Here is a 14784-nt window from a genome sequence, read left to right as displayed (position 1 = left end):
GTTCCGATGTCCGCGGCCCGCCCGTAGATCCGTGGGAGCGCGGAAGACCGAAAAAAAATATGCGACCTCGGCCGCCGCCGGCTGTCGGCCGCGGACCGGATCAGCCGAGCAGCACGATCCCGGCCGGCAGCCTCGTCACCGTAGCGCCGAAGACGCTCTGGATATGGGCCACCACGCCCTCGACATTGGCGATCGGGAACCGGGCGCTGAACAGCCGTCGACCGAGCGCCGGATTCGTGAGGATGATCGGGGCGGCGCGGTAGCGGCTGATCTCAATTACGGCCGCGGCGAGCGGTGTCGCATGAAACACCAGCATGCCGTCGTTCCACGCCGTCACGGCCGCGAGATCCGCCGCCGTCACGGCGGCGAGCCCGACCGAGGAGAACACGACTTGCTCGCCGGCCCGCAGCCACGCCGACTGTCCCTCCAGCGCGACCTCGAGCACGTTGCCGATGCAGGTGGCGCACCCGGTGCCGTCCTCGTAGCGCAGATTGAAATGGGCGTCGTGCGCCGTGACCCGGCCCCGGCCGGCCAGCACCGTGACCGGGCCGCCCCGGGCCGGCCCAACCGCCACGGTGGCTTCCCCGCTGATCAACTCGATCGTCTCCACCCCGCCGGGCGTCCCTTTCACGGCGATGCTGGTGCGCGTGTTCAGCGCGACGCTGACATCGCCGGTGAGGGCGACGTGGCGCTGCTCGCCCGGTGCGGTCCGGTGATCGGCGGCGAGCTCCGACAAGGACGGCCAGAGCCGCAGCGGCGGCCGGGCGGCCAGGAACACGCCTGCTCCGACCGATGCCGCCAGCGCACCGCCGAGGAAGGCGCGCCGCCCGAAAGGCCGGACCGGCGCTGCCCGGGACGCGCGCTCGTGATCGGCCAGCCGCGCGCTCGCCGGCCCGATCCCTTCCCACACCCGGCAGGCCTGGCGGAACGCCTCGACATGGGCGGGGTCGCGGGCCGACCAGGCCTGGAACGCCGCGAGCTCGGCCGGACCGGCGCGGCCGACCGAGAAACAGACCATCCAGTCGTGCGCCTGTCGGTCGATCTCGGCGAGACAGCCGGCCGGATGGGCGGGAGACTCGCCGCTCGCCGCTGTCGGCTCGTCGCTCACGGCTCGTCCCGTTGCCATCGATCCAGATCCTCTCCCCCCGAAGATCCTTTTGAAGACTTCGGACCGAATCTCCGTATCACCTTGCGATCGAGCCGCAGAGCACAATGGGCGAGCGCATGCCGGAGCTCGATCTCGACCAGGCGCTGGGAGATTGCCAGTTGCTCGGCGATCCGCCAGAGCGGCGTGCCGTCGAGGCGGGACGCGATCAGGATGGTCCGCCGGCGCGGCGTCAACTCCCTCAGAGCCTGCGCCAGCGTTTCGAGCTCGAGACGCGCGATGACGGCGCGCTCGGGATCGGGCGCGTCGTCGATCAGGCCGATCGCCGCCTTGGCGTCGGACAGGGTCACGAGTCCGCTCTCGGCGTTCAGGCGCTTGAGCGCGGCATTATAGGCCATTCGGAGCAGGTAATGTTTCGGGCTGCGCAGCCCCTTCGCCGGCGCGGCGCCGTCGATCCGCAACCATGTCTCGTGCAAGGCGTCGCCGGCCAGATCCGTCGACCCGAAGCGGCGTGCCAGCCGGGCGCGCAGTTCGTCGTAGCCGAGCACGAAGAACCGCCGCAAGACATCCTGGCTGGAGTTGCTCATGTCGCAGCCGCGCCCTTCAGCGCGCAGCGGCGGTTGCCGAGGGAGCGCACCCGGTCGGTTGCCCGGGCCTCAGCGCCAGGATGGCGATGGAGATCGGTTGCGGCAAATCCGCCGGGAGCGGCGCGGCAATCGGCAAGCCTTCGAGCGCCGCCTCGTACACGGCCGAATTGCCACGGACATCCGAGCCGTCGAACATTTGCGCCCGCTGAACCCGTCCGGACGGGCCGATCCACACCCGGACCAGCACGTCGGCATCGCCCGGCCGGGTTTCGGGCCGTGCGCACAGCGCCTGCGAGACCGTCGTCTGGACGACGGCGAAATAGGTCTGGTGCGTCGGTTCCGCGGCGCGACGGCGCGCGATGGGGGCGATCGTCACGCTGTTCGGCCCAATCGCCCGGGCGAACAACCCGGTTCCGCCGAGCAGCACGCGCAACGCCTCGTCGGCGGCGAGCATCCCTTCGACCGGGCTCGATTTTCGCCCGGCGGCCAACGCACCATCGTAATAGAGTTCACGGCCGAATGCCGCGCTATAGGCCTCGAGAGCGGCAGGCAGCGGCTGGGCGGCGATCGATAATCGCACCGGGATCGCCGTCTGTGACAAGGCGCCGGGTGCGAACATGGTCAGTCCGAGAACAAAACCCAGCGAGCCACAAACCCAACGCGTCCGGCCCCGCGCAAGACAAGGCGCATCCGGCATCACAGCCTGTCCCGCTCGTCATGGCATGAAAACCAAGGGCACCAACGTAGGTGACCTGCATGACAGTCACATGTCGGACCCGGGGCGGGCAGAGAGGGGATAACTTCTCGGTTGACAGGTATCCGGCGTTCTGTAACAAGCAATCGTTCCTATGCATGTGACACCTCTCTGCCATGAACCCCAATTCGACCGACCTCAAACCACTCGTCGCGTATGTTCGGGTCAGCACCGCCCGTCAGGGCAGGTCTGGGCTAGGCATGGAGGCGCAGCAGTCCGCCTTGAAGCGTTTCGCCGAGACCGAGGGATTCGAGATCGTTGCCGGCTACGTCGAAATCGAGACGGGCAAGGGCGCCGATGCGCTCGACCGACGCCAGCAACTCGCCGCGGCGCTGGCGGACGCGCGGAAGCGCAAATGCCCCGTAGTCGTTGCCAAGCTCGACCGGCTATCGCGTGACGTGCACTTCATCAGCGGATTAATGGCACACAAGGTGCCGTTCATCGTCGCCGATCTCGGCGCCGACACAGACCCGTTCCTGTTGCATCTATATGCCGCTCTTGCCGAGAAGGAGCGCTCCGTGATTTCCGCACGAACGAAGGCGGCGCTGCGGGCCGCCAAGGATCGTGGCACGGTGCTCGGCCGGCATGGCGCCGAGGTGCTTGCGCCGAAGTATCGGGCGGAGGCCGCAACCCGCGCTGCCGCTCTCGCGCCGACCATCCGGCCCCTGGTCGAGCAGGGGCTCAGCCTGCGCGCCATCGCTGCCAAGCTCAACCAGGATGGCGTCGAGACCCCCCGCGGTGGTGCGTGGCACGCGATGTCGGTGAAGCGAGTGCTGGCGGCGGCGTGAGGCGTGGAGCTTCGATCGCTCCCGGTTTTTGAGTTTCGGCGCCGCCTAGCTAAACCCCTACTCTATAAAAATTGTACTTTCGCTCATTCCCGGTTGTGGAAGTGGGGAGGCTCAGCGCTTGCTACGCGACGTTCCGATCGAAGCGTAGCCGTCAAGCTTTGAGAGCTGAAAAAAATTCTGGGCCTGTGGCGTCTCGCACCCCTCCCAGCTCACCGCTCTCCTCCTGGAACAATGTCGCTAAAGAGCCACTGCCTCAAGGGCTTCTCAAATGAGAAATAGATTAATGTTTTCAGCACGAACTGCACAAGTTACCTTATATTTCAGAATCGTTCAAAAGAGACCAATGGTCTTTTATAGCCTCTACCCAACCGGTCGGCAAGACGTTGGGTAGATCAGCATCTCGCCAAATAACAACTTATGGTTGGTTACAGTGGACGCATTTTTCAACTGTCTTCTAACGGGAGGACCAAATGACCGTTACTGTCGTGAACCGCCTATCGGAAGCCGGACCTCGGCCGAATGCTGCGCGCGGCCATGAAAGCTGGGTGATGCCGCATCGCGTCGAGGTCGACCATGGCAAGATTATCCTGTTCTTCGCATCCGCCGAGGAGCCGGCCGGCGACGAGGTGATGACCGAAGAGCCGAATTTTAGGACGAATCGGATGACCATCAGCCGGTCGTCGGAGAGGTTATAAGGCATGCGCTTTCGCGTGGACCCCCGCGACGTGCCTCCGGATATCGCCGCTCGGCGACTCGGCATGTCGCTGGACAAGTTCCGCGCGACGCTCCCAAACTTGGTCGCTCGCGGCTTTCCGCGGCCTGATCCCGACACGGGCAATCTCGACCTAAGCGCAATCGACCGTTGGTGCGACGCACGACATCCCCACTTGTTCAGCGGCGGCCCGGCCATGGTGGCCCGCGATGCCAGCACCGTCGTGCAAGATCGCATCGCGGCGATGCAGCGGGGCTCAGCACGATGACCCGCATCAAAATCCGGCACTACAGGGTAAAGCGGAAGACGCGCCGAGGCTTTTGGGAGCCGACCGCAGCCATGAAGCGGCTGGGCTTCTACGCGGTGCCGTGCGGCGTGGACGGGCCCGATGCGTGGACCATTGCCGAAGCATGGAATCGCCGCTGGGATCAGACGCGCCGCGGCGAGGCGCCCTCCCCCGCGATGGTGTCGGCCGAGAACTTGTCCCCCGATCAGGCCGAGGAACTGACCGTCTACCCACCGCGCTCGCTTGGTGAGGCTTTCCGGCGCTATCGGCGCACGGACGAGTGGTCGACCAAGAAGCCGCGGACGCGGGAGGACTGGTGGCGGTGCTGGCGCCGGATCAAACCCGTGTTCGGCGACTGCGACCCGCGCACGGTGACGCTGGAGGATATCTCGGCCTTCCGCCGCATGGTCGAGGACACAGTCTCGCTGCGAGAGGCGCACCGGTGCATCAAAATCTGGCGGGCCCTTTGGAAGGTTTCGGCTGCGCTCGGCTACTGCGTTCGCGACGCCGACCCTTCGCTCGGCGTCCGCAATCGCGCCGCGCCCGGTCGATCGGCGACCTGGGCCGAGGGCGAGATTGCCCGAGTCGCAAAGCGAGCGTGGAGGACGGGTTACTACGGGCTGGCGGCGGTCATCGCCGTGGCGTGGGACACCCAGATGAGCCCCGGTGACGTACGCAATCTGAGAGCCTCTCAGCTCGCACGCGGCGCCGCCGGAGAGGCGTTCTTCACTGAGCGAGGAAAGACTGGAAAGCCAGTTGGCGGTGTCCTCAGCATTCGCGCGATCGCAGTCTTAACGGCCTACCTTGAGCGGCTCGGCGTGGAGCTCCACGGGGACGCCTACATCTTCCGGAACCGCTCGGGCGCGCCCTATTCGAGCGATACGCTTGGCGACGACTTCCGCGACGTGCGAATCATCGAGTTCGGAATCAACGAGCGACGCACGATCGGCCACGACTTCCGGCGCAGCGGCGCCGTTGAGGCGATCGTTGGCGGGGCCGGTGCCGAGGCGCTGTCCCACGCGATGGGCAACACCCTGTCGTCGTCCAATGCCCTCTTCGCCACCTACGTGCCAGTGAACGTGGCTACCCTGCGGAGCGTCACCGAAGCGCGCCGCACCGGTCGAACAAAGCTTCGGTGAGAGAACGGACCATGCGCAAAAGTTGGAACGCGACGGTCCAGAAAGTTGGAACGGTGTCCGGAATGCCAGCTATCCCATTGATAACTGGCGGGAGCGACGGGACTCGAACCCGCGACCTTCGGCGTGACAGGCCGACGCTCTAACCAACTGAGCTACGCCCCCGGACCTTCGGAGCCGCTGCAATAAGGCCCTGTCCGGACGAAGTCAAGCGCGCCTCGGAGCAGCGGATTCGTCCCCCGTCGGCGGCATCCGGCGACCGCCGCCGCACCCTCTCTTCCCGACCGGCCAACCGCCCTGTTGTCGACCTCCAGGAGCAGAATCGCTCGCGTCGGCTGCCAAAAACGCCCGCCGGGCGGGCCGAATCGGTGCGCCGCGCCTTAGAAACCCACAAAACATGGGCGTTTCTCACATTTGCCGGTGGCCAAGGGCCGAGAATCGTATATGTGACGGGCAGTTTCGCGTCCATCGATCCAGCAGAGGAGGGATTTCCAGATGGCCAAGGCAGCGACGACGACGACGGCCCCGACCGTGACGCTCAAGCACATCGCGGCGACCATCGCCGGCAACCACGAGATTGCGAAGAAGCAGTCCGAGGCGATCCTCAACGACTTCGTCGGCCTCGTCGTCAAGCACCTGAAGAAGGGCGACCGCCTCCGCATCGGCGGCCTCGGCATCCTGCAGGTCAAGAAGCGCGCCGCCCGGATGGGCCGCAACCCCGCCACCGGCGAGCCGATCAAGATCAAGGCGAGCAAGAAGGTCGCGTTCCGCGCCGCCAAGGAGCTCAAGGACGCGATCTGATCGCGGTCCGGGCGTCCCGCTCGTCGGGCCCTGCCTTGTGTCGGGCATCAGCGGGTCATTCGTCCACGCGGCAATGACGTGAAATGGTCGGGGCACGCCCGGCCATGGCGAAACAGGTTCGGGCCATACCGGCCGCTGCCGGTATGGCCTTTTTTGTGCGCGAGTGCAGCGATCCGTTTCGGCGAGCGGCGTCGGATCAGCGGTCGCGGGCGGTGAGACAGGCGAGGTCGCGACCGGCGGCGGCGGCACGGCGGCTCAGAACCGCCCCTTCGCCTGGAGCAGCAGACCGTAACGCTGCTGCTCGAACTTGGTCAGATCGTAGCTGCCGACGAAGCTCGGCCCGAACGCCACGGTGCCGCCGTTGGCGTTCAGCCCCCAATAACGTCCGCCGACGCCGAGCTCGATGTTCGGCGTGACGGCGTAGTTGAGAAACACCTCCGCCTCGACTCCCCAGCCGCTCGACGAGCGCGAGATCACGTTGGGGACTGGCCCGAGATCGCTGTAGCTCTGGCGCAGCAGGTGGCTGTCCTTGTTCTCGAGGTGAGCGATCGGCACAAAGGCCGCCTCTCCCGCCACCGACCAGCCGGGCAGGAACTCCCACCGCCCGTCGATGCCGAGGCGCAGCGCGTGCCAGGTCGGCTCGTAGGCGAGCACGGCCGTCGAATAGGGAACCTGCACGGACCCGGCCGGTCCGCAGAAGGCGCCGCCGAAGTCGTCGCGATTGCAGATCAGGCCGAAGGCCGTCATCTTCTCGTGCCAGTAGTGATAGCCGACGAAGCCGCCGACCCGGAATCCCGCCTTGGGCACGTCGAAGGACCAGCCGGCATCGACGATGCCGTAGCGCAGGCTGTCGCCCCTGATGTCGCTCGACGTGTCGGAGAAGGAATACTGGCCGGCGACGAAATCGCGATCCGTGATGGTGCCGCCGTTGAGCACGCCGCCACCGATCAGCCCTTTGACGAAAATGCCGGTCGGCCGATGGTCGATGCGGCCGAACACCTCGCCGGCATTGCCGGTGGTGTCGCGCCAATCCAGCGTCGAGGTCGGATCGCCGTAGCCGGAGACTCCGTTCCTGAAGCCGAAATCGGTCTTGCCGCGCGAGTACCAGTAGCGGCCGCCGACCGTGACGACGATCGGACGGATCGGGGCCGGCGCGACATAGGTCGGCCACTGGGCTGTCCCGATCGATCCGGTCGTATCGGCGTCGGCAGCGGATGACGGCTGTGCCCGTCGTCCCTGCCTGGCCGACAGATCCGGCGTCGCCGGGAGATCCGGCGCGGCCGGCACGGTCGCCGGAGCCGACACGTCCGGCATCGCCGGACGGCTCGACACGGCGGATATGTCGGTGGTCGCGCGGCGCTCCGGCGCGGAGCCTGTGCGCTCCGCCGCGACGCTCGGCCATTGCGGACCGAGATCGCCTGTCTCCGCCGCGTCCTGCGCCGGGGCCTGCGTTCTCGGCCGTATCGATCCGGTGGTGTCGGGGTCGGCGGCGGCCGGCGGCGGCTGTGCCCGCCTCCGCTCCGCGTCGGCCCCGGCCGGCCTGCCCTCGGGTCGTTCTGACGCGAGGGTCGGCCAGCGCGGACCGGGATCCCAGACCGTCGCCCCCTCCGACGAATCGGAGGAGAGGCTCGGCCATTCGGCGGCGGACGCGACGACGATGCCGACCGCCAGTGCCGCGGTCGCCGTCGTCGCGCGAAGAAAGAGGCTCCTGTCCCTCTTCACTCGGCCCCCCGTCACCGCCGTGAATGAAGACAATTTGAGCCGACTTGTTATCGATTCATTGCCGCTTTCCGCGCCCCGTCGCGGCAAGTTGGTCGAGGGGGTTAACGCCATGTGAAGACGGCCGCACGCAGGCGCGCACGGCCGTCAGTCGCTTGCCGCCGGTATCGGCCGGCTCACAGGCTCGCGGCGGCGGGCAGCGGCGTGGCGCGGCTCAGCCGCTCCTTCTTCAGCAGCTCTGCGAGCAGGAAGGCGAGGTCGATCGACTGCTCGGCATTGAGCCTGGGGTCGCAGAACGTGTGATAGCGGTTGTTGAGATCCTCGTCGGAGATCGCCCGCGCGCCGCCCGTGCATTCGGTGACGTTCTGCCCGGTCATCTCCAGATGGACGCCGCCCGCGATCGTGCCCTCGGCCGCATGCACGGCGAAGAAGCCCTTCACCTCCTGAAGAATGCGGTCGAACGGCCGGGTCTTGAAACCCGACGCCGACGAGATCGTGTTGGCGTGCATCGGGTCGCACGACCACAGCACGCGGCGGTTCTCGCGCTTCACGGCGCGCACCAGCGGGGTGAGCAGCTCGCCGACCCGGTCGGCGCCCATGCGGCAGATCAGCGTCAGGCGGCCCGGCTCGTCGTCCGGATCGAGCACCTCGATCAGCCGCATCAGATCGTCCGGCTTCATCGACGGCCCGCATTTCAGGCCGATCGGGTTCTTGATGCCGCGGCAGTACTCGACATGCGCATGGTCGAGCTGGCGGGTGCGGTCGCCGATCCACAGCATGTGGCCGGACGTGCAGTACCAGTCGCCGCTGGTCGAATCGACGCGGGTCATCGCCTCCTCGTAGCCGAGCAGCAGCGCCTCGTGGCTGGTGTAGAGCTCGGTGCCGCGCAGCTCGGGATGACGCTCGAGGTCGAGGCCGCAGGCCTGCATGAAGCCCAGCGCCTCGGAGATGCGATCGGCGAGCTCCATGTAGCGGCGCGACTGCGGCGAGTCGTTGACGAAGCCGAGCATCCACTGATGCACGCTGCCGAGATTGGCGTAGCCGCCCTGCGCGAAGGCGCGCAGCAGATTGAGGGTGGCGGCGGACTGCCGATAGGCCTCGATCTGGCGGCGCGGGTCGGGCTGGCGCCCCTCGGCCGTGAACTCGTTGTCGTTGACGATGTCGCCGCGATAGCTCGGCAGCGCGACGCCGTCGCGCGTCTCGGTCGGCGAGGAGCGCGGCTTGGCGAACTGGCCGGCGATGCGGCCGACCTTCAAGACCGGCAAGGCGGCCGCATAGGTGAGCACCACGGCCATCTGCAGGAACACGCGAAAGAAATCGCGGATGTTGTTGGCACCGTGCTCGGCGAAGCTTTCCGCACAGTCGCCGCCCTGCAGCAGGAAACACTCCCCCGCTGCGACCTTGCCGAGCTGCCGCTTCAGGCTGCGCGCCTCGCCGGCGAACACCAGCGGCGGGAAGGTCGAAAGCTGCTTCTCGACGGCCGCGAGCGCGTCCGGGTCCGGATACTCCGGCATCTGCTGGACGGGCTTCCTGCGCCAGCTTTCGGGGGTCCACCGCTCAGGCATGTCACATCCTCTCCGCGCGGGCCGGGTCTCGTCCCGGTGCCTTCTTGGGTCGCGCCGGGGCCTTATACACGAGCCCGGCGCCGGCAGGCCAGAGCGGCGGGCGGGGGCGGCGGGCGTCAGGGGACGGGCCCCGCCGACCTCCGTTCCCGGTCATTCGTCGGCCGATCGAACGTTCCGCTTTCGACAGAAGCCGAGGTAGAAAAACACGACGAACATCGCCGCATGGACGATCGCTCGCACGCCGCTGACGTCCGGTGTCTCGATAAAGGTCGTGCCGAGAAGCGGCACCGAGACGTCGGCGAGATAAAGATAGAACAGCACGCCCGTGCTGACGAAGAAGGCGACCGCCAGAAACTTGCAGATGTCCCGCCAGCAAATGCGCTTCAGCATGTCCGTCGCACCTCCACGCCCGGTGCCGAGGTCGCGTCGGGGTGTGACGCCGACCGCGCAACGACCCTTCATCGCAGCGGCAAGGCCGCCTCGATATCGGTGTGGCGGAAATCCTCGCCCTTGAACAGCAGCGGCTCGCCGGTCGCACGCGCCAGCGCGTAACTGAAGCAGTCGCCGAAATTCAGTTTGGCCGGATGCCCGCTACCCTTGCCGAAATCACGATAAGCTTGGCGCGCGATGCGGGCCTGCTCCGCGGTCACCGGCTCGATCGTCACCGAGGCCCTTTCGAGGAATTGATCGAAGCGGCGGCTCGCGACCGGATCGCGCGGTCCGTCGATCACGATCGCAGCCTCGAGATAGCTCACTGCCGACATCCGACGAGGCGAAGCGGCCTCGATCGCGGCCGCACATGTCGGCGCGTCCGGTTCGGCGCGCAGGATGGCGACCAATGCCGAGGAGTCGATGATCATTTGGGCAGTCCCTTCTCGTCGTAGAGAAGGTCGCCGTGATCGATCGACAGATAAGGCTCCGTCATGTGCGCCGCGCAGTCGCGCCCGATGGCCAGCAGCTCCTCGGCCAGGCCGCCCTTCGGCGCGCTCCGAACCCGCTCCAGGCGCTCGCGCAACGCGACCGTCACGGCCGCTGTCATGCTCTCGCCGGTGAGCCGCGCGAGCTCCTCGGCGAGGCGGTGCGCCTCCGCGTTCTTGATGTTCAGGCCCATGGACGCCTCCGATGGTTCCTTTCTACCAAGATAAGGAACCATTCTACCGCCATCAAGGGCTGCAGACCGTGGCGGGTGCCCCGGTGCGGCGGACTTCCCTGCCCTACTCGGCCGCCTTGCGGCGGTGCCGCATGCTCGGCTGGCGCATGGTGACCAGCTCCTCGGCGGCGGTCGGGTGCACCGCCATGGTGGTGTCGAAGTCGGCCTTGGTGGCGCCCATCCGGACCGCGATGCCGACGAGCTGGATCATCTCGCCCGCCCCCTCGCCGACGATGTGGCAGCCGACCACCCGGTCGGTCGCGGCGTCGACCAGGAGCTTCAGCAAAATCGTGGTGTCGCGGCCCGACAGCGTCGCCTTCATGGGGCGGAAGCTGGTGCGGTAGACGTCGACGTCGCCGATCTCGGCCAGCGCCTGCGCCTCGGTCAGACCGACCGTGCCGACCTCGGGTTCCGAGAACACCGCGGTCGGCACATTGGCGTGGTCGACCCTGGTCGGCTTGCCGCCGAACACCGTGTCGGCGAAGGCGTGGCCCTCGCGGATCGCCACCGGCGTCAGGTTGATGCGGTTGGTGACGTCGCCGACCGCGAAGATGCCGGGCACCGAGGTCTGGGAATAGTCGTCGACCGCGATGCCGCCGTTCGCCGCGATCCGCACGCCGGCCGTCTCCAACCCGAGGCCGCGCACGTTCGGCGGCCGGCCGATCGCGAACATCACGGCGTCGGCGGCGACCTGCAGGCCGCCGGAGAGATGCGCCGTAAAATGCTTGCCGCAGGGCTCGACGGCCGCGACCGTGTTGCCCGTGATCACGTGGATGCCGCGCTTCTCCAACTCGGCGCGCAGATGCTGGCGCACCTCGTCGTCGAAGCCGCGAAGAATGTTCTCGCCGCGATAGACCAGCGACACCTGCGATCCCAGCCCGGCGAAGATCGAGGCGAACTCGACCGCGATGTAGCTGCCGCCCTGCACCAGCACGCGGGCCGGCAGCGCCTCGAGATGCAGCGCCTCGTTCGACGAGATCACGTGCTCGATGCCCGGGATCGTCGGCCCGAGCGACGGCGTCGCGCCGGTGGCGATCAGCACGTGCTCGGCGCGGATGCGCTCGCCGGTCGCCTCGAGGCGGACCGTCTTGGCGTCCTCCAGCACGGCGCGGCTCTTGACGATCTCGACGCCGGCCTTGCCGAGCGTCGCCATGTAGGCCGCCTCGAGCCGGGCGATCTCGCGGTCCTTGTTGGCGATCAGGGTCGCCCAGTCGAACACCGGCGCGGCCGCGGTCCAGCCGAAACCGGCGGCATCCTCGAAGGCGTCGCCGAAACGCGCCGCATAGACCAAAAGCTTCTTCGGCACGCAGCCGCGGATCACGCAGGTGCCGCCGACCCGGTACTCCTCGGCGACCATCACGCGGGCGCCGTAGCCGGCGGCGATGCGGGCGGCGCGCACGCCCCCCGACCCCGCCCCGATCACGAACAGATCGACGCGGCGCTCCGGCTCGCTCACAGGTCGTGGCCCTTCTTCTTCATCTCGTCGCGGAACTTGCCCATCACCTCGGCCGAGAAGGCGTCGGCCCAGGCCTGGGCGCGCTTGAGGCCCTCGTCGATCGCGACGGGCTCCTCGGCCGCCATCTTCTTGCCGGTCGGCGACTTGTAGAAGGCGACGAGCTCCTTCAGCTCCGCCTCGCTGAACTTCTGGGCATAGACCGTGGCGACCTCGTTGAGGAGCTCGGCGCGCTTGGAATCGTAGTCCTTGCGCAGCTTGACGGCGACCTCGTTGAGCTCGCCGGAAAGCTGGGGATTGGTCGGCACGAAGGTGTTCTTCACGAACTCGATGACGCCGCTGACGATCGGGTCGAACATCGCGCTGCCGCCCTTGATGACGATCAGCTCGCGCGCCATGGCGAGGGAGGACGGCGACGGCTGCGCGGGCGCCTGCGCGAGCGCGAGGCCGGGCGCGCCGACGGCGAGCGCCAGGGCGGCGACGCGAAGGAACGGGACGAGCTGCATGGTGAAACCCTCTGTTGCGGACGCTTTGTGCGTGTTCAGACGTTTTCGATGCGGATGCCGGAGGCCCCCGCGATGATGGCGACGCTCACCAGCCCGAGAAACAGCCCGTGCTCGACCACGCCCGGAACGGCGGCGAGCCGCGCTGCCAGCGCGGCGGGCTGCGGGATGCGGCCGAGCATGAGATCGAGGATCAGATGCCCGCCATCCGTGACGAAAGCGTGGCCCTCGCGGGTGCGCCGCAGCCGCGCCGGGCCGGGGCAGCCGACCGCCTCGGCGGCCGCCTCGACGGCGAGCCGGGTCGGCGCCAGGCCGAACGGCACCACCTCGACGGGCAGCGGGAAGCGGCCGAGCATCTCGACCCATTTCGACTCGTCGGCGATGACGATCATGCGGGCCGAGGCGGCCGCCACGATCTTCTCCCGCAGCAGCGCCCCGCCGCCGCCCTTGATGACGGAGAGGTCCGGGGCGATCTCGTCGGCGCCGTCGACCGTGAGGTCGAGGGCCGGCGTGTCGTCCAGCGTCGAGAGGCGGATGCCGGCTGCCGCGGCGTCGGCCCGGGTGGCCTCCGAGGTCGGCACGCCGAGCACGTCCAGGCCGCCCCGCACCCGCTCGCCGAGCAGCTCGACGAAATGCTTGGCGGTCGAGCCGGTGCCGAGGCCGAGCCGCATGCCTGGCTCGACGAAGTCGAGGGCGCGGGCCGCAGCCTCGCGCTTGAGGGAATCGGGTGTCATGGCGGTGCGTTCGGGTGGCCTGTGAGCGGACGGTTGCCCGTTATGTAGCGTCGATCCGCCGATTAGCCTAGGGCCCCGGTCCTCCGGAAACCCCGGTCCTCCGGAAACCGCGGTCCGGCCCCTCGGGGGCCGCACGGGCTTGCGCGACGGCCCCCACCCGGCTAAGGCCGCTCTTTGACGGGTCAGACCTGAGCCAGACCATGCATCAGCCCGCTCCGCCTCCCCTCGTCGTGTTCGATCTCGACGGCACGCTGGTCGACACCGCGCCGGACCTGATCGACACGCTCAACGCCCTGTTGCGGCGCGAGGGGATTGCGACGGTGCCGTTCGAGGAGGCGCGGCAGTTCATCGGGGGCGGCGCCAGGCTGCTGATCGAACGCGGCCTGATGGCGCACGGCCGCGCCTGCGGGCCGGCCGAGATCGACCGGCTCTACGCCGTCTATGTCGAGGACTACGCCGCCCGTATCGCCGACCTGTCGCGGCCGTTTCCGGGGCTCGAGGACGCGCTCGACACGCTCGCCGGCCAGGGTTGCCGCTTCGCCGTATGCACCAACAAGCTGGAACGGCTCTCGGTGCAGTTGCTCGAGGCGCTCGGCCTCGCCCCCCGCTTCCCGGTGATCTGCGGCCAGGACACCTTCGCGATGATGAAGCCGGACCCCCGCGTCCTGCTGGCGACGGTGGCGGCCGCCGGCGGCACGCCCGCCGCCGCCCTGATGGTCGGCGACTCGCGGACCGACATCGTCACGGCCCGGGCTGCCGGGATTCCGGTGGTGGCGGTCGACTTCGGCTACACCGAGGTGCCGGTGGCGACGCTCGGGCCCGACCGGGTGATCAGCCGCTTTGCCGACCTGCCGGGCGCCGCCGCGGAGCTGCTGAGGCTGCCCTGGACGGCTGGTTCGCCGGCCTGAAAGGCCGCTGGCGGACGCGACCCTGCCCCGCCCCCGGGCCCTTCGGCGCCGGGGGAGGTTGCGTCGACGGCCCCACCTCCGTAATCTCCGGGATGGCGTTGGGGGACGCCGACCATGAGCAGCGTACCGTATCGAGTACTGGCGGTCGCAACTGCGGGCATGCTGCTCGCGGGGTGCGAGTCGTTGTCGACCTTGCAGATTCCGAGCTTCGGGCTTGGCGGCCCGGCCACCACGGCGCTCAACCTCGAGAGCGACCCGCCGGGCGCCGAGGCCAAGCTGCCGAGCGGCGCGAGCTGCCGCACACCGTGCACCCTGCCGGCGCCGCTCGACGGCGAGCTGACCGTGGCCTTCTCGCTGCCCGGCTACCAGCCGCAGACCGTGCCGGTTCGCCCGATGCGCTCCGAGTCGATCGGCGGCGGCGAGCGCGAGTTCACCACCTCGGTGGTCCAGCTCGAGCCGAACCCCGTCTATGTCGAGCTGCACCCGGTGCCGCCGCCGTCGCAGAAGCGCCGGCCGACCGCCCAGCGCTCCCGCGCCTCGCAGTCGACGCCGCGGGCGCCGCGTCCCGCGGCCGCCCCGGCGG

18 protein-coding genes and 1 tRNA gene are annotated in these 14784 nt (G+C 68.5%); 7 read left to right on the top strand and 12 right to left on the bottom strand.

What is annotated here, in order from left to right; translation table 11 throughout:
• Positions 1 to 100 precede the first annotated feature (100 nt).
• Genes HXX10_RS05740 through HXX10_RS05730 form a run of 3 tightly spaced genes read right to left on the bottom strand, consistent with a single transcriptional unit; the run spans position 101 to position 2311 of the window.
• Positions 101 to 1126, bottom strand: a complete 1026-nt coding sequence (locus tag HXX10_RS05740) for a FecR domain-containing protein (protein WP_296520591.1) — start codon at positions 1124 to 1126, stop codon at positions 101 to 103.
• Entirely contained in the window at positions 1105 to 1653 is a 549-nt protein-coding gene (locus HXX10_RS05735; RefSeq protein WP_296520589.1) for a sigma-70 family RNA polymerase sigma factor, read from the bottom strand. The genes HXX10_RS05740 and HXX10_RS05735 overlap by 22 nt, the downstream gene beginning before the upstream one ends.
• 55 nt (positions 1654 to 1708) lie before the next feature.
• A complete protein-coding gene (locus HXX10_RS05730) occupies positions 1709 to 2311 on the bottom strand; it encodes an energy transducer TonB (protein WP_296520587.1) in 603 nt (200 codons plus the stop codon).
• Positions 2312 to 2562: 251 nt separating this feature from the next.
• Here HXX10_RS05730 and HXX10_RS05725 point away from each other — a divergent pair, with 251 nt between their 5' ends.
• The 4 genes from HXX10_RS05725 (at position 2563) to HXX10_RS05710 (ending at position 5371) form a co-directional block, all read left to right on the top strand.
• Positions 2563 to 3234 carry a recombinase family protein gene (locus HXX10_RS05725; protein ID WP_296520586.1) on the top strand — a complete coding sequence of 224 codons (672 nt, stop codon included), beginning with the start codon at positions 2563 to 2565 and terminating at the stop codon, positions 3232 to 3234.
• 470 nt (positions 3235 to 3704) lie between these two features.
• Positions 3705 to 3929, top strand: a complete 225-nt coding sequence (locus HXX10_RS05720) for a hypothetical protein (protein ID WP_296520585.1) — start codon at positions 3705 to 3707, stop codon at positions 3927 to 3929.
• 3 nt (positions 3930 to 3932) lie between these two features.
• Complete coding sequence (locus HXX10_RS05715; protein WP_296520584.1) at positions 3933 to 4214, top strand: hypothetical protein; 282 nt, start codon at positions 3933 to 3935, stop codon at positions 4212 to 4214.
• Complete coding sequence (locus tag HXX10_RS05710) at positions 4211 to 5371, top strand: tyrosine-type recombinase/integrase (RefSeq protein ID WP_296520583.1); 1161 nt, start codon at positions 4211 to 4213, stop codon at positions 5369 to 5371. The genes HXX10_RS05715 and HXX10_RS05710 overlap by 4 nt, the downstream gene beginning before the upstream one ends.
• Before the next feature lie 85 nt (positions 5372 to 5456).
• Here HXX10_RS05710 and HXX10_RS05705 read toward each other — a convergent pair.
• Positions 5457 to 5533: transfer RNA gene (locus HXX10_RS05705), tRNA-Asp, on the bottom strand.
• A 330-nt stretch (positions 5534 to 5863) separates the two neighbouring features.
• Between HXX10_RS05705 and HXX10_RS05700 the strand changes: the two genes are divergently transcribed.
• Positions 5864 to 6169 (top strand): HU family DNA-binding protein, encoded by a 306-nt coding sequence (locus tag HXX10_RS05700; RefSeq protein WP_296520582.1) that lies wholly within the window; start codon positions 5864 to 5866, stop codon positions 6167 to 6169.
• A gap of 255 nt (positions 6170 to 6424) precedes the next feature.
• Here the strand turns inward: HXX10_RS05700 and HXX10_RS05695 are convergent, their stop codons facing one another.
• From HXX10_RS05695 to rpiA, 8 genes are all read right to left on the bottom strand, one after another.
• Positions 6425 to 7891: a hypothetical protein gene (locus HXX10_RS05695; protein WP_296520581.1), complete on the bottom strand. Its 1467-nt coding sequence runs from the start codon at positions 7889 to 7891 to the stop codon at positions 6425 to 6427.
• A gap of 173 nt (positions 7892 to 8064) precedes the next feature.
• Positions 8065 to 9453, bottom strand: coding sequence for a class II 3-deoxy-7-phosphoheptulonate synthase (locus tag HXX10_RS05690; protein WP_296520580.1), 1389 nt, complete (start codon positions 9451 to 9453; stop codon positions 8065 to 8067).
• Between the two features lie 150 nt (positions 9454 to 9603).
• The gene (locus HXX10_RS05685) at positions 9604 to 9843 is read right to left on the bottom strand and encodes a hypothetical protein (RefSeq protein ID WP_296520579.1); all 240 of its coding nucleotides are present in this window, start codon (positions 9841 to 9843) and stop codon (positions 9604 to 9606) included.
• A gap of 68 nt (positions 9844 to 9911) precedes the next feature.
• The gene (locus tag HXX10_RS05680; RefSeq protein ID WP_296520578.1) at positions 9912 to 10313 is read right to left on the bottom strand and encodes a type II toxin-antitoxin system VapC family toxin; all 402 of its coding nucleotides are present in this window, start codon (positions 10311 to 10313) and stop codon (positions 9912 to 9914) included.
• Positions 10310 to 10564, bottom strand: a complete 255-nt coding sequence (locus HXX10_RS05675) for a type II toxin-antitoxin system VapB family antitoxin (RefSeq protein WP_296520577.1) — start codon at positions 10562 to 10564, stop codon at positions 10310 to 10312. The genes HXX10_RS05680 and HXX10_RS05675 overlap by 4 nt, the downstream gene beginning before the upstream one ends.
• Before the next feature lie 103 nt (positions 10565 to 10667).
• Positions 10668 to 12059 (bottom strand): glutathione-disulfide reductase, encoded by a 1392-nt coding sequence (gene gor / locus HXX10_RS05670; RefSeq protein WP_296520576.1) that lies wholly within the window; start codon positions 12057 to 12059, stop codon positions 10668 to 10670.
• The gene (locus HXX10_RS05665; RefSeq protein WP_296520575.1) at positions 12056 to 12562 is read right to left on the bottom strand and encodes a DUF2059 domain-containing protein; all 507 of its coding nucleotides are present in this window, start codon (positions 12560 to 12562) and stop codon (positions 12056 to 12058) included. The genes gor and HXX10_RS05665 overlap by 4 nt, the downstream gene beginning before the upstream one ends.
• A gap of 35 nt (positions 12563 to 12597) precedes the next feature.
• Positions 12598 to 13293, bottom strand: a complete 696-nt coding sequence (rpiA, locus tag HXX10_RS05660) for a ribose-5-phosphate isomerase RpiA (RefSeq protein WP_296520574.1) — start codon at positions 13291 to 13293, stop codon at positions 12598 to 12600.
• Positions 13294 to 13493: 200 nt separating this feature from the next.
• Between rpiA and gph the strand changes: the two genes are divergently transcribed.
• Positions 13494 to 14201: a phosphoglycolate phosphatase gene (gph, locus tag HXX10_RS05655; protein WP_296520573.1), complete on the top strand. Its 708-nt coding sequence runs from the start codon at positions 13494 to 13496 to the stop codon at positions 14199 to 14201.
• 114 nt (positions 14202 to 14315) lie between these two features.
• Positions 14316 to 14784 (top strand): hypothetical protein (locus HXX10_RS05650; RefSeq protein ID WP_296520572.1); only part of this gene is annotated, 469 nt, incomplete at its 3' end.

The sequence above is a fragment of the Rhodoplanes sp. genome (assembly GCF_013377085.1).
In the GTDB taxonomy this organism is placed as follows: domain Bacteria; phylum Pseudomonadota; class Alphaproteobacteria; order Rhizobiales; family Xanthobacteraceae; genus Rhodoplanes.
Note: the sequence above shows the minus strand (reverse complement) of the source record. Positions and strands in the feature narration are given on the sequence as shown.